Annotated in this window: 12 protein-coding genes and 1 riboswitch; of the genes, 4 read left to right on the forward strand and 8 right to left on the reverse strand. The window is 54.3% G+C overall.

From position 1 onward, the window contains the following. Nucleotides 1-34: 34 nt before the first annotated feature. Nucleotides 35-688, reverse strand: a complete 654-nt coding sequence (gene ribB, locus FDW94_RS19130) for a 3,4-dihydroxy-2-butanone-4-phosphate synthase (protein WP_137378091.1) — start codon at nt 686-688, stop codon at nt 35-37. Nucleotides 689-794: 106 nt separating this feature from the next. Next, nucleotides 795-944, reverse strand: a riboswitch (FMN riboswitch). A 132-nt stretch (nt 945-1,076) separates the two neighbouring features. Between ribB and ubiK the strand changes: the two genes are divergently transcribed. Next, nucleotides 1,077-1,373 (forward strand): ubiquinone biosynthesis accessory factor UbiK, encoded by a 297-nt coding sequence (ubiK, locus tag FDW94_RS19135; protein ID WP_137378092.1) that lies wholly within the window; start codon nt 1,077-1,079, stop codon nt 1,371-1,373. Nucleotides 1,374-1,406: 33 nt separating this feature from the next. Here ubiK and glgS read toward each other — a convergent pair whose 3' ends face one another. The 4 genes from glgS to FDW94_RS19155 all read right to left on the reverse strand — a co-directional run bounded on the left by glgS (nt 1,407) and on the right by FDW94_RS19155 (nt 7,677). Continuing rightward, a complete protein-coding gene (gene glgS / locus FDW94_RS19140; RefSeq protein ID WP_008785836.1) occupies nt 1,407-1,613 on the reverse strand; it encodes a cell surface composition regulator GlgS in 207 nt (68 codons plus the stop codon). Nucleotides 1,614-1,915: 302 nt separating this feature from the next. Further along, complete coding sequence (hldE, locus tag FDW94_RS19145; RefSeq protein ID WP_111464924.1) at nt 1,916-3,349, reverse strand: bifunctional D-glycero-beta-D-manno-heptose-7-phosphate kinase/D-glycero-beta-D-manno-heptose 1-phosphate adenylyltransferase HldE; 1,434 nt, start codon at nt 3,347-3,349, stop codon at nt 1,916-1,918. A 59-nt stretch (nt 3,350-3,408) separates the two neighbouring features. Beyond that, entirely contained in the window at nt 3,409-6,249 is a 2,841-nt protein-coding gene (gene glnE / locus FDW94_RS19150) for a bifunctional [glutamate--ammonia ligase]-adenylyl-L-tyrosine phosphorylase/[glutamate--ammonia-ligase] adenylyltransferase (RefSeq protein WP_137378093.1), read from the reverse strand. A gap of 126 nt (nt 6,250-6,375) precedes the next feature. Then, nucleotides 6,376-7,677, reverse strand: coding sequence for an inorganic triphosphatase (locus FDW94_RS19155; RefSeq protein ID WP_137378094.1), 1,302 nt, complete (start codon nt 7,675-7,677; stop codon nt 6,376-6,378). 241 nt (nt 7,678-7,918) lie between these two features. Here FDW94_RS19155 and FDW94_RS19160 point away from each other — a divergent pair, with 241 nt between their 5' ends. Continuing rightward, the gene (locus FDW94_RS19160) at nt 7,919-8,539 is read left to right on the forward strand and encodes a TIGR04211 family SH3 domain-containing protein (protein ID WP_003828434.1); all 621 of its coding nucleotides are present in this window, start codon (nt 7,919-7,921) and stop codon (nt 8,537-8,539) included. A 62-nt stretch (nt 8,540-8,601) separates the two neighbouring features. After that, nucleotides 8,602-9,837, forward strand: a complete 1,236-nt coding sequence (locus tag FDW94_RS19165; protein WP_048215522.1) for a multifunctional CCA addition/repair protein — start codon at nt 8,602-8,604, stop codon at nt 9,835-9,837. 109 nt (nt 9,838-9,946) lie between these two features. Here the strand turns inward: FDW94_RS19165 and bacA are convergent, their stop codons facing one another. Both bacA and folB read right to left on the reverse strand, forming a co-directional pair. Further along, complete coding sequence (bacA, locus tag FDW94_RS19170) at nt 9,947-10,765, reverse strand: undecaprenyl-diphosphate phosphatase (protein ID WP_003828439.1); 819 nt, start codon at nt 10,763-10,765, stop codon at nt 9,947-9,949. Nucleotides 10,766-10,851: 86 nt separating this feature from the next. Continuing rightward, on the reverse strand, nt 10,852-11,220 hold the full coding sequence (folB, locus tag FDW94_RS19175; RefSeq protein WP_003024659.1) for a bifunctional dihydroneopterin aldolase/7,8-dihydroneopterin epimerase: 369 nt from the start codon (nt 11,218-11,220) through the stop codon (nt 10,852-10,854). Between the two features lie 106 nt (nt 11,221-11,326). Here folB and plsY point away from each other — a divergent pair, with 106 nt between their 5' ends. After that, the gene (gene plsY, locus FDW94_RS19180; protein ID WP_003828443.1) at nt 11,327-11,944 is read left to right on the forward strand and encodes a glycerol-3-phosphate 1-O-acyltransferase PlsY; all 618 of its coding nucleotides are present in this window, start codon (nt 11,327-11,329) and stop codon (nt 11,942-11,944) included. A gap of 31 nt (nt 11,945-11,975) precedes the next feature. Here the strand turns inward: plsY and FDW94_RS19185 are convergent. Continuing rightward, a partial coding sequence (locus FDW94_RS19185) for a LysR family transcriptional regulator (protein ID WP_137378121.1) occupies nt 11,976-12,857 on the reverse strand: 882 nt, incomplete at its 5' end.

Here is a 12,857-nt window from a genome sequence, read left to right on the forward strand (position 1 = left end):
TTATCCCTACCACGGTTGTCGCGGTAGTCAGCAATTAGCTGGCTTTGCGCTCATGCGCCTGACGGTAAGCCACCAGGTCTTCGATAGTCACTACAGCCATATTATGCTTACCGGCAAATTCGATGCACTCTGGCGCACGGGCCATGGTGCCGTCATCATTGGTCAGTTCGCACAGCACACCGGCTGGTTTAAACCCTGCCAGCGTCATCAGGTCGATGGTTGCTTCAGTATGACCACCGCGGGTCAACACGCCGCCTGCCTGAGCACGCAGCGGGAAAACGTGCCCCGGACGGTTAAGATCGGAAGGTTTTGCGCCATCCTTAATTGCCGCACGCACCGTAGTAACACGGTCTGCTGCGGAAACGCCGGTGGTTACGCCTTCTGCGGCTTCAATGGTCACGGTAAAACCGGTACCGTAAGCGCTGGTATTATTTTCCACCATCATTGGCAGATCGAGCTGTTTGCGTCGGTCTTCAGTGATGCACAGGCAAACAATACCGCTACCGTGACGGATGGTCAGCGCCATCTGTTCTGCGGTCATGGTTTCTGCCGGGAAAATCATATCGCCTTCGTTTTCACGGTCTTCATCGTCAAGCACCATTACACCGCGTCCTTCACGCAGCGCAGACAGCGCATGTTCAACACGTTCGAAAGGCGTACCAAAAGAGGAAAGTAGCGTCTGATTCATGGTAAAAAAACCTCACTAAAATTATGGTTACCAGAATCAGGGCAGTCTTAGGAGTACCGTCTAAGCGGCAAAAAAATAACGTGAGCGGGTCCATGCCCGACTGGATCGTTACTCTCTCCCATCCGGACTCTAACCGTCGGCCCCGGAATTACACCGGATCTGCTGACCTTTTTGCCGTAACAAAAAGCGCTCGCGGGCTTTCAACATCAGTTGATTTACCGCCGGTGGGGAATTTCGCCCCGCCCTGAGAATAAGCGGGTTAACTATAACGCTATTGATTACCTTCATCAACGCCTTTACTCGTCTTAGCTTCACACAATTCTGGTTTATGCCTGTGCCAGTTCGCACTACAATAGGCAGCAACACGTACCAGTTCAGGGAAACCACAATGATTGACCCGAAAAAAATTGAGCAGATTGCTCGTCAGGTTCACGAGTCGATGCCGAAAGGGATCCGCGAGTTTGGCGAAGACGTCGAGAAGAAAATTCGTCAAACGCTGCAGTCACAGCTGACCCGTCTGGATCTGGTAAGCCGCGAAGAATTCGATGTACAGACTCAGGTTTTATTGCGCACGCGTGAAAAGCTGGCGCTGCTTGAGCAACGTCTGACTGAGCTTGAATCACGTGATAAAACGGCAGACGTTAAGCCAGCCCCCGCGATCCCGCCAGTTGATCCGCAAGAGTAAAAACGACAACGGGCCGCAAGGCCCGTTTTTCTGTTAGTGTTCCAGTTCTAGCTTCCTGGCTTCCGTCGCCTGCTGGCAGTACAGCGCATAGCGTTTGCAAAACCAGCTACGATGTTCTTCATCCATATTCCCGGTTATCGCCTGGATATCAATGGGATGGCCCTCAGCCTGCATCCTGGCAAAACTACGGGCCAGGAAATCGAAATTGTTCAGTGAATACATATTGCTGTTCATGAGCATACCCTCCAGTTATTGAATATCTGCTAAGGCCATATGCTTTTTCTAATTTCAGTATTTCCCTGGATACGAAGTTATTCTGTACATATTGTGCGCAAAAAAACCGCCTGCTTCACAGTTTCCTACGAAATCTAAGAGGGGGATGAAATATGGCGGGTATATCAGTGGAAAGTAGCGCTGTGGCTCAAGAATAAAACGTAAAAATGCCGGATGGCGACGCGAAAGCGTCTTATCCGGCCTACAAACGTTACGTCACGTAGGCCGGATAAGGTGTTCACACCGCCATCCGGCAAACTTTTCAGGTGTTATTTATCGCTATCTTTCTGGATCTTCTTGATGATATTTGTCGTGGAGCAGCCATCTTCGAAGTTCAGCACCAGCACTTCACCGCCGTTCGCCCACACCTCTTCACTACCCGCAATCTGTTCCGGCTTATAATCACCGCCTTTTACCAGCAGATCCGGCAGAATGCCCGCAATCAGACGCTGCGGCGTATCTTCTTCAAAAGAGACCACCCAGTCGACGGCCTCCAGCGCGCCCAGTACGATCATACGCTGTTCCAGCGGGTTGACCGGACGCGTTTCACCTTTCAGACGTTTGGTCGAAGCATCGCTGTTGACCGCCACGATCAGGCGATCGCCCAGCTTGCGCGCATTCGCCAGATAGGAAACATGGCCCGCATGCAGGATGTCAAACACACCGTTGGTCATTACCACTTTCTCGCCGCGCTTGCGGGCGCTGGCAACGGCCTGTTTCAGCTCAGATTCGCTCATCACGCCAAAGCCAGTATCGGCCCGACCGCGCACGGCATTTTCGAGTTCAATCGGAGAAACGGTGGAGGTCCCCAGCTTACCAACGACAACACCGGCTGCGGCGTTAGCAAAATAGCACGCCTCTTCCAGTGAGTTACCCGCCGCCAGCGTCGCCGCCAGCACGCCGATAACCGTATCGCCTGCACCGGTCACGTCATACACTTCCTGCGCCTGCGTCGGCATATGCAGTGGAGATTTGCCCGGTTGCAGCAACGTCATCCCCTGCTCGGATCGCGTGATCAGCAGTGCGGAAAGGTCGAAATCAGCAATCACTTTCATGCCGCGCTCAACCAGCTCGTCTTCGCTTTTGCACTTACCGGCCACCGCTTCAAACTCAGACAGGTTCGGTGTCAGCAGCGTTGCGCCACGGTAGCGTTCAAAATCGGTTCCTTTCGGATCGATAAGCACCGGCACCCCAGCCTTACGCGCCAGAGCAATCATCTGCTGCACGCTTGCCAACGCGCCTTTGGCGTAGTCGGAGAGCACCAGAGCGCCGATAGAACCCAGCGCCTGGTTAATACGCTCGTGCAGCGGCTGCGGATCCACACCTTCAAAACCTTCTTCGAAATCCAGGCGAATCAGCTGCTGGTTGCGGGAAAGCACGCGCAGTTTGGTGATCGTCGGATGGGTCGGCACGGAAACGAAATCGCATTTTACGTTCACATCCGCCAGCGTTTTGCTCAGCGCACGCGCCGCGTCGTCAATACCGGTCAGGCCCACCAGACGCGAATTCGCTCCCAGAGAGGCAATGTTCATCGCCACGTTTGCTGCGCCACCGGGACGTTCTTCGATGGTATCGACCTTCACCACCGGAACCGGCGCTTCAGGTGAAATACGGCTGGTAGGACCGTACCAGTAGCGATCCAGCATCACATCACCGACAACCATGACTCCTGCACGTTCAAACTCTGGCAGCGTTACTTTCATTCCTGTCTCCTGAGAGATTCTCTGAGGGTCTTAAAATTTGCGCGCGATAATAGCACACTTCACTCGGCAACCAGCCACTTCTGCCAGCTGTCACGCACCAGCGTACGTTCAGCGTCAAAGTGCTCCAGCGCCACATGGCCCGGAAGTTCCTGCAACGCAAGATGATGAAGTTCATCACGCAACGTCGTATAAGCACGGGTAAGCGCCAGCGCTTCCTGTTCGTCCATAATGTCGTTTTGCGCCAGTAATTCCAGAATGCGCACGTTATCCGACCAGCGCGTCAGCTTCGGTTTTTCATGCGCATAGCGCAGCACCAGATACTGCGTAATAAACTCAATGTCTGTGATGCCGCCTTCATCCGCTTTGATATCAAAACGATCGCGATGCTTATTGCCCAAATGGGCACGCATTTTCTCACGCATTTCGCGCACCTCGGTCTGCAAGGTTTTCCCATCGCGGACGAGGGTCATGATATCGCGACGAATCGCATCAAACTGAGAGGTCAACTGCGGGTCGCCGTACACTACACGAGCACGCACCAGCGCCTGATGCTCCCATGTCCAGGCTTCGTTACGCTGATAATCGGCGAAAGCATCAGCCGATGTCACCAGCATCCCCGCCGCCCCTGACGGACGCAAACGCGCATCCACTTCGTATAAAATACCGGACGAAGTACGGGTACTGAAGAGGTGCATAATGCGCTGCGCCAGACGCAGATAGAACTGTCGCCCGTCAATCTCACGCTCACCGTCCGTCATCACGTCCATCGGACAGTCATGCAGGAAGATCAAATCGAGATCCGAGCTGTAACCCAGTTCCCAGCCGCCCAGCTTGCCATAACCGACGACGGCAAAGCCACGCCCCTCGCGTTCGCCAAGATGAGTGGGTTGACCGTAGCGCGCGACCATCTGCGTCCACGCCTGCTGGACTACCGCATCAATAATAGCTTCCGCCAGCCAGGTTAAATGGTCGCTCACCTTCATCACCGGCAGCGTACCGGCGATATCAGCTGCAGCAATACGCAGTAGCTGCGTTTGCTTAAACTGGCGCAGAGCCTCAAGTTGCTGCTCTTCGTCATCTTCCGGCACGCGCAGCAAATACTGGCGCAGCTCATCACGGTAGGCGTCCGTCGCGGTGGGTTGATACAGGGTGTTCGGATCCAGCAGTTCATCGAGCAACAGCGGATACCGCGCCAGCTGGCTGGCGACCATCGGCGAGGCCGCACAGAGCGAAATCAGATGCTTCAGCGCCCCGGGGAATTCGCTCAGCAGTTCCAGATAGGTCGTACGGGTAACAATCCCCACCAGCAGAGGGGTAATGCGCGATAGCGGGACTGAGGCATCGTCACGCGTACAGACATCGCTCAGCAGATGCGGCATTAAATGATCCAGCACCTGGCGTCCGCGTGGACCAATGGTGCGTTTATCCAGCTCTTTGCGGAAATCAGCAATCAGAGACAGCACGCGCCGGCGATCGTCATCCGCCAGATGCGTCAGCACCGGCGTGGTGTCATCTTCCTGTAATGCATCCTGCCACAGTTCGCGCCACTGTTCTGAAAGCGACTCTTCCTGGGTTTCAGCTTCGTCATCGCCAATCAGCTCGTTAAATACCCGGCGTACGTTGTCCATATGATTGGCCAGCACATCAGTTAATTGCTGCCAGTCATCAACGTTCATCCCCCACGCCAGCCGCGCGCGATTCAGTTCATCGCCTGGCAACGTTTGGGTCTGTTCATCATTGATGCTTTGCAGCAGGTTTTCCAGGCGGCGTAAATAGAGATAGGCTGCTCGCAGTTGTTCCGTATCGGTATCAGACAGCAGGTGCAGCGCATTGATGGCGCTAAGCGTCGGTAACAGCGAGCGGGATTGCAGCGACGGTTCACGTCCGCCGCGAATCAGCTGGAATACCTGCACGATAAATTCGATTTCGCGAATACCGCCCGCCCCCAGCTTGATGTTGTCTTTCAGACCACGGCGGCGCACTTCACGCGCAATCATCCCTTTCATGTTACGCAACGACTGGATCACGCTGAAATCAATATAGCGACGGAAAACAAAAGGCCGCAGCATGGCACGAAGCTCGCTGACGTAAGTGCCGTCGGCATCGCCCATAATGCGGGCTTTGACCATCGCATAGCGTTCCCAGTCGCGCCCTTGCTCCTGGTAATAACCCTCCAGCGCAGAGAAGCTCAGTACCAACGGACCGCTGTCGCCAAACGGGCGTAAACGCATATCCACCCGATAGACAAACCCATCCATTGTGGGCTGATCTAATACCTTGATGAGCCGCTGGCCCATACGGGTAAAGAACTGGGCGTTATCCAGCTCGCGGCGCCCGCCCTGCGTACTGCCGTGCTCAGGCCAGGCAAAAATCAGGTCGATATCGGAGGAAAAATTCAGCTCGCCGCCGCCCAGTTTCCCCATGCCTAAAATCAGCAGCGGCTGCGCCACACCTTCAGGATTACAGGGCGTACCCCATTCGCGACAGCAGGCAGCGTATAACCAGTCGCGCGCGGCGACGATCAACGTTTCAGCCAGATGGCTTAGCTGCTGCAAAATACTCTCTTCGGTCACCAGCGACAGCGTCTGTGCCCAGGCGATACGCACCATGATACGTCGGCGAAACAGGCGTAGCTCACGCATCAGCGTGTTTTCATCGCTGACGTCAGCCAATGTTTGCTGTAACCAGTCGGCATAGTGTTGCCATTCATCCGCCAGGGGGGGAGCGCTTTCCAGCTCAGCCAGCCATTCGGGATGGGCAATAATGCTGTCACGGACAAAATCACTGAATGTAAGTACTGACTTCGCCTGAACGCTAAGCGAGGACTCAGATATTGCTGCTGGCAGCCGCTCAACAACGGTCGGCCAGTACTGCTGTAACGGTGAAGAGAGCTGCTTCATTTACGGGTTATCCTTTGAATGGTGCCGGATGGCGGCGTTTAGCCTTATCCGGCCTACATGACAGTTACACACATCGCGTAGGCCTGATAAGCGCAGCGCCATCAGGCATCCCGGCCTCGGCCCTGATTATCGTTTTCCGCTGTGCAGCCAGAACGGTTCCAGTGCAATTGCCTCGTTACGGAAGTGTTCAATTTCAATATATTGATTGGCCGCAATGGCGTGGCGCAAACCCTGCCAGTTGGCGATCCATTCTGATGCGACATTTTCGTCGTAGTATCCCGCCAGCATCAGCATGCTATCAATGTTGCGCGTCAAACGAGGAAGCTGATCGGCGTACTGATCGCCCAGCGGCTGCGCAAAAACGGTCTTCAGCTCAGCGGCATGGCGTGAAAGATGGGTATCCGAGAAACGCTTAAAGGAGTCGGCAATTTTTCCCTGCGCCTTCGCATCAAGGAACGGCTGCCATCCTTTGGTCACCAGCCATTCGGTCAGCGCCAGCTTGGCCATTGCCGTTTGCGTGCTGTAAACCGCCGATACAGCAGAAACGTCCGACGAAATGATCGCTTCCGACTGGGTCAACAAATCACGTAAGTGAGCGCTCGCTTTTCGCGGCACATTACCGCCAAACAGCATCAGAATGTGACGCACCAGGCCCATAGCCGCCAGCACCTCGGCTTTCGCCCCTTTAACGCCGCGCACCCACAGCTCTTCATGGTACTGCCACTGTGATAATGCCAGCTCCAGCGCCGCTTCCAGCCCCTGCTCAATACTCGCTTTCGCCGGAACTTTCAAAATGCGTGTCGGTTTGAGTTCGCGCGGCGCATTTCCCTGAGCCAGGTGATAACCGCGCGCTGCTTTGCTCAAGCTACCCTGGCGTAAACCGGTTTGCGAAACCAGCTGGTTTGCCAGCTTCAGTACCGCACGGGTATCGCCGCTTAGCAGTTCAAGTTCAAGCTCACAGATAGGTTCTGCAAACTCGCCCGCTTTCACCTCCCCCAGATCGAGGGCCATTTCAATCCGGCTGCCATCAACATCAACCAACCATTTCTCACGGTAAAAATCGGTGCTGAACAACGGCTGCACTTGAGAAGCAAGTTCAGCGGGCAGCTCGCCATCAGGCCAGACTTCCGTTGGGAACAAGGTGAGGTCCAGCTCAGGCGCGTTTAGCGCAACGTTATATTCTGGCCGCTGGTGCAGTCCGCCCGTCACGCGTCCGGCAATTTTCATGGTCATTTCGTAATGACCATTTTCACCGCGAATACGCAGCCCCATATCGTGACCACGCAACCACGCATCCGGTGTTTCGTAGTAGATATTCAGCAACTGGCTGGGCGCATGATGTTCTCCCCCCAGCGTATTCAGACGTTCACGTAGCGCATCTACAGCGTCATTATTGACGATAAATTTTAATTCGATTTCCTGGGCCATGGTCTTGTACTTATGGGTTATGTCACAGTTGAGAAAACTGACTGCGAACTAAGTTCGTTCTTTATGGTCAGTAGATAGTATTTTGCGCCAAATTGCCATGCAACGAGCAATTTGACGGGCGTAAAAGTTTCGAGTGGTGGCAAAAAGGACACAGATGATTCCGATTGATGTCGAATGCTTTGCGTAGAGACACTGATGCCACTACTATCGTTCCACTTTCTATGACAATAACGACAGCCTGATGCCAAAATTACGCCTGATTGGATTAACTTTACTCGCACTTAGCGCCACTGCAGTCTCTCATGCCGAAGAAAAGCGCTATGTCTCTGACGAACTGAACACTTGGGTCCGCAGCGGTCCGGGAGATAATTATCGCCTCGTGGGTACGGTTAATGCCGGCGAGGAAGTCACGCTATTACAGACCGATGCCAACACTAACTACGGCCAGGTGAAAGACAGCACCGGACGTACCGCCTGGATCCCACTGAAAGAGCTGAACAGTACGCCGAGCCTGCGTACCCGCGTTCCCGATCTGGAAAACCAGGTTAAGACCTTGACCGATAAGCTCAATAATATCGATACCACGTGGAACCAGCGCACCGCTGATATGCAGCAAAAGGTAGCGCAAAGCGACAGCGTGATCGACGGGCTGAAACAAGAAAACCAGAAGCTGAAAAACGAGCTTATCGTGGCGCAAAAGAAGGTCAGCGCAGCCAACCTTCAGCTTGATGACAAACAGCGCACCATCATCATGCAGTGGTTTATGTACGGTGGCGGCGTGTTGGGTCTTGGTCTGCTGCTCGGCCTGGTTCTGCCACACATGATCCCAAGCCGTAAACGCAAAGATCGCTGGATGAACTGAATCGCCTTCTCCGCCACACTGACATATGATTAAGGGATCATAGTTTTCAAAAGGAAAGTGGCGTGAAGATTTATCTGGTCGGTGGTGCTGTTCGGGATGCGTTATTAGGGCTACCGATTAAAGATAAAGATTGGGTTGTTGTTGGCGCCACGCCGCAAGAGATGCTCGACGCGGGCTACCAGCAGGTAGGCCGCGATTTTCCCGTGTTTCTGCATCCGCAAACCCGCGAAGAGTATGCGCTGGCGCGTACCGAACGTAAGTCAGGCTCGGGGTATACCGGGTTCACCTGCTATGCCGCCGCAGATGTCACGCTGGAGGCCGATCTTCAGCGTCGTGACCTGACCATCAACGCAATCGCCCGCGATGACGACGGGGAGATTATCGACCCGTACAACGGACGCGACGATCTGGAAAACCGTCTGCTGCGCCATGTTTCATCTGCCTTTAGCGAAGATCCGCTGCGCGTGCTGCGCGTGGCGCGCTTTGCTGCCCGCTATGCGCACCTCGGTTTTCGTATTGCTGACGAAACCATGACGCTGATGCGTGACATGACCACCGCTGGTGAACTGGAGCATCTGACACCAGAGCGGGTGTGGAAAGAAACCGAAGGCGCATTAACCACCCGTAACCCACAGGTATTTTTCCAGGTCCTGCGCGACTGCGACGCACTGCGCGTCCTGTTTCCGGAAGTGGATGCTTTGTTTGGCGTTCCAGCCCCCGCGCAGTGGCATCCGGAAATCGACACCGGCATTCACACGCTGATGACGCTGTCGATGGCAGCCATGTTAAGTCCGGAGGTCGACGTGCGTTTTGCTACGCTGTGCCACGATCTTGGCAAGGCATTGACGCCTAAAGCGCTGTGGCCGCGCCATCACGGCCACGGTCCGGCAGGTGTTAAGCTTGTCGAACAACTGTGCCAGCGCCTGCGCGTGCCGAATGACATCCGTGATTTAGCCAAACTGGTTTCCGAGTTCCACGACCTCATTCATACCTTCCCGATCCTGCAGCCGAAAACCATCGTTAAGCTGTTTGATTCCATCGATGCCTGGCGCAAACCGCAGCGCGTGGAGCAAATCGCCCTCACCAGCGAGGCCGATGTGCGTGGGCGAACCGGTTTTGAAGCAGCAGATTATCCGCAAGGCAGACTGTTGCGTGAAGCCTGGCAGGTTGCGCAGGCGGTGCCAACGAAAGACGTGGTTGAAGCTGGATTCAAAGGTCAGGCAATTCGTGAAGAACTGACCCGGCGTCGCATCGCGGCGGTAGCCAGTTGGAAGGAGCAGCGGTGCCCGAAAGCGTAGACACTGCGTTGCCGGATGCGCTGTGCTTATCCGGCCTACAGGTTCGAAACGGATATAACCCGTAGGCCGGATAAGGCAAAACGCCGCCATCCGGCACCACGGCAAGACATCAGAAGAACACGACGTAAACGGCAGCCGCCACAATAAAGCGGTAAATCGCAAACGGAATGAACGAGATGCGTTTAATCAGTTGCAGGAAGGTTTTGATCGCCACCAGCGCCACGATAAACGCCGTCACGAAACCGACTGCAAACATCGGAATATCTGATGCGCTAAGGAAAGACCAGCTCTTGTAGAGATCCAGCGCCGTCGCGCCCATCATCATCGGCACAGCCAACAGGAAGGAGAATTCAGAGGCCGCGTAACGACTCACGCCCATCAGCATGCCGCCAGAAATCGTCGCCCCGGAGCGAGAAAAACCCGGCCACAGCGCCAGACACTGGAAACAGCCAATCATAAACGCCTGGCGATAGGTCATATCATCCAGACCCGGCGCACGCGGTTCTTTCGGCTTCAGGCATTCTGCGGCAATCAGCAGTACACCCCCCACCACCAGCGCATACATCACGTTGATCGGGTTAAACAGCGATTTGATGGTGTCGTGGAAGATTAGCCCCAGTACCACGGCTGGAATCATCCCCAACAGGATATGTCCCAGCGTCAGTCGACCTTTGCCAGTGCCTTCATGCGGAGCCTTGCCGAAGTGAATGCCGATCAGGCCAAACAGACGTCGCCAGAACATCACCACAACGGCCAGGATAGAACCTAACTGGATAACCACTTCGAATGTTTTTGCAGTGTCACCCTCAAAACCCAACAGGTGGCCAACAATAATCATATGGCCGGTACTGGAAACGGGTAAAAATTCCGTCAATCCTTCGACCACACCCAAAATTGCCGCCACCAGCAGCGAGTGCATATCACTCATTAATAAACCCCTAGATAGAGAAACCACGGCAAAAAAGAGCCGACGAAAGGACCCTTTTATACCCGTTTGTTTTAGAAATTATTAAATTAATTATTTTCTTTCAGATTATTGCCACGCTCAATGATAACCCCGACGTTCGCCGCACGGGCTACCGCGCCAGGTTTACTGAGTTTGATCCGTACCCAGGGAGAATTAAAGCGGCTAAGCAGGAGATCTGCCACCTCTTCCGCAACCCGTTCTACCAGCGCAAAGCGCCCACCTTCCACATGATTAACAACCGTTTGAGCAATATCAGCATAGCTCAGGCAATCAGCCACATCATCGCTTTTAGCCGATTTGCGGTTATCCCATGCCATTTCGATATCGAACACCAACCGTTGTTCGATCGTTTGTTCCCAGTCGTAAACACCAATAGTGGTGATTACAGAAAGTTGCTCTATAAATACAATATCCATCACGACCTGCCTGCTTTTTGGCTAACCCGGATACCACTTCCGGCGAAATATGCGTATTATCCACAGAAGTAGCGTTTTACACGACATTTTCAAAACGGAACAGCTTATGAGTGCAATCGCGCCTGGAATGATTATCTTCGCGTACCTCTGTGGCTCAATTTCCAGTGCTATTCTGGTATGCCGCCTTGCTGGATTGCCGGACCCGCGCGACAGCGGCTCTGGGAATCCGGGCGCGACAAACGTGCTGCGCATCGGTGGCAAGGGAGCCGCCGTCGCGGTACTGATTTTCGACGTCCTGAAAGGTATGTTACCCGTCTGGGGTGCCTATGCGCTAGGCGTCAGCCCCTTCTGGCTGGGATTGATCGCAATCGCCGCCTGTCTGGGCCACATTTGGCCGGTGTTCTTCGGCTTTAAAGGTGGGAAAGGCGTTGCCACCGCTTTTGGCGCGATTGCGCCGATTGGTTGGGACTTAACCGGCGTGATGGCCGGGACCTGGCTGCTGACCGTCCTGTTGAGCGGCTACTCGTCGTTAGGCGCTATCGTCAGCGCGTTGATCGCCCCTTTTTACGTCTGGTGGTTCAATCCCCAGTTCACTTTCCCGGTGTCCATGCTGTCGTGCTTAATTCTGCTTCGTCACCATGACAACATTCAGCGTCTGTGGCGTCGTCAGGAGCCGAAGATCTGGACCAAGTTGAAGAAAAAACGCGAACGAGACCCCGAGTGATTTTATTGTCGGATAGCGACGCAACGGCGTCTTATCCGGCGTGGGGGATGTGATACCCCTCCACCGGTTTGCCTAATCGGTTCTGACACCACGTCGCCAGAAATTCCACGCACACGCGCAGCTTCACGCTGCGATACAGCGGCTCCTGATAAACCGCCCAGATATTAGCGCTCTGCGCATAGTCCGGCAGCACACGCACCAGTTCACCGCTGGCCAGAAACGGCTGCACATCCCATTCAGAACGCAGCATGATCCCTTTTCCCTGTAGCGCCCACTGCAACACAATCTCACCGCTGTTAGAGGAAAGATGTCCCGCCACCTTGACCGACTTTTTCTCCTGACCATTGTCCAGTTCCCACACCCCGTGAGTCATATCGCGTTCTTTAGTGACCAGACAATCATGACGACTTAATTCCTGTAACGTCATCGGCTCACCGTATTTTTGTAAGTACGGTGGGGCCGCACACAATATTCTTTTGTTTTTCGTTAACAAATGCGCAATATAATAATCCGGTATCTCGTCATTAATACGAATATCCAAATCGATATTATCCTGTGCCAAATCAATTTGCCGATCGTAAAGCTCAAAATGCACCTGTAATTCAGGGTAGCTATGCATCAATTCGGTAATTGCCGGCGCAATATAACTGCGCCCAAAGCCAAAACTACAGCCGATACGAATCATCCCTGCCGGGCGCGTTTTGAGTTGCGTGACGTCATCGACCAGATGCTGATAGCCCGCGAGGATCGCCTGCGCATGTTCATAGCAACGTTGACCACTCTCCGTGAGCGCTACACCACGCGCTGAGCGGCTTAGCAGCGTCGTCCCCAGCGTGGACTCTAGGATCTGAATGCGTTTTGTCACAAACGCCGGCGTTTGCCCCAGCGTCGCGGCGGCGGCGCTGAAGCTGCC

It is taken from the genome of Citrobacter sp. wls757, assembly GCF_005280935.1.
Classification (GTDB): domain Bacteria; phylum Pseudomonadota; class Gammaproteobacteria; order Enterobacterales; family Enterobacteriaceae; genus Citrobacter; species Citrobacter portucalensis.

Coding starts and splice junctions, on each gene's coding strand:
- plsY (WP_003828443.1), top strand. CDS start 11,327: ATGAGTGCAATCGCGCCTGGAATGATTATCTTCGCGTACCTCTGTGGC.
- folB (WP_003024659.1), bottom strand. CDS start 11,220: ATGGATATTGTATTTATAGAGCAACTTTCTGTAATCACCACTATTGGT.
- ribB (WP_137378091.1), bottom strand. CDS start 688: ATGAATCAGACGCTACTTTCCTCTTTTGGTACGCCTTTCGAACGTGTT.
- glnE (WP_137378093.1), bottom strand. CDS start 6,249: ATGAAGCAGCTCTCTTCACCGTTACAGCAGTACTGGCCGACCGTTGTT.
- bacA (WP_003828439.1), bottom strand. CDS start 10,765: ATGAGTGATATGCACTCGCTGCTGGTGGCGGCAATTTTGGGTGTGGTC.
- FDW94_RS19160 (WP_003828434.1), top strand. CDS start 7,919: ATGCCAAAATTACGCCTGATTGGATTAACTTTACTCGCACTTAGCGCC.
- glgS (WP_008785836.1), bottom strand. CDS start 1,613: ATGCTCATGAACAGCAATATGTATTCACTGAACAATTTCGATTTCCTG.
- FDW94_RS19155 (WP_137378094.1), bottom strand. CDS start 7,677: ATGGCCCAGGAAATCGAATTAAAATTTATCGTCAATAATGACGCTGTA.
- ubiK (WP_137378092.1), top strand. CDS start 1,077: ATGATTGACCCGAAAAAAATTGAGCAGATTGCTCGTCAGGTTCACGAG.
- hldE (WP_111464924.1), bottom strand. CDS start 3,349: ATGAAAGTAACGCTGCCAGAGTTTGAACGTGCAGGAGTCATGGTTGTC.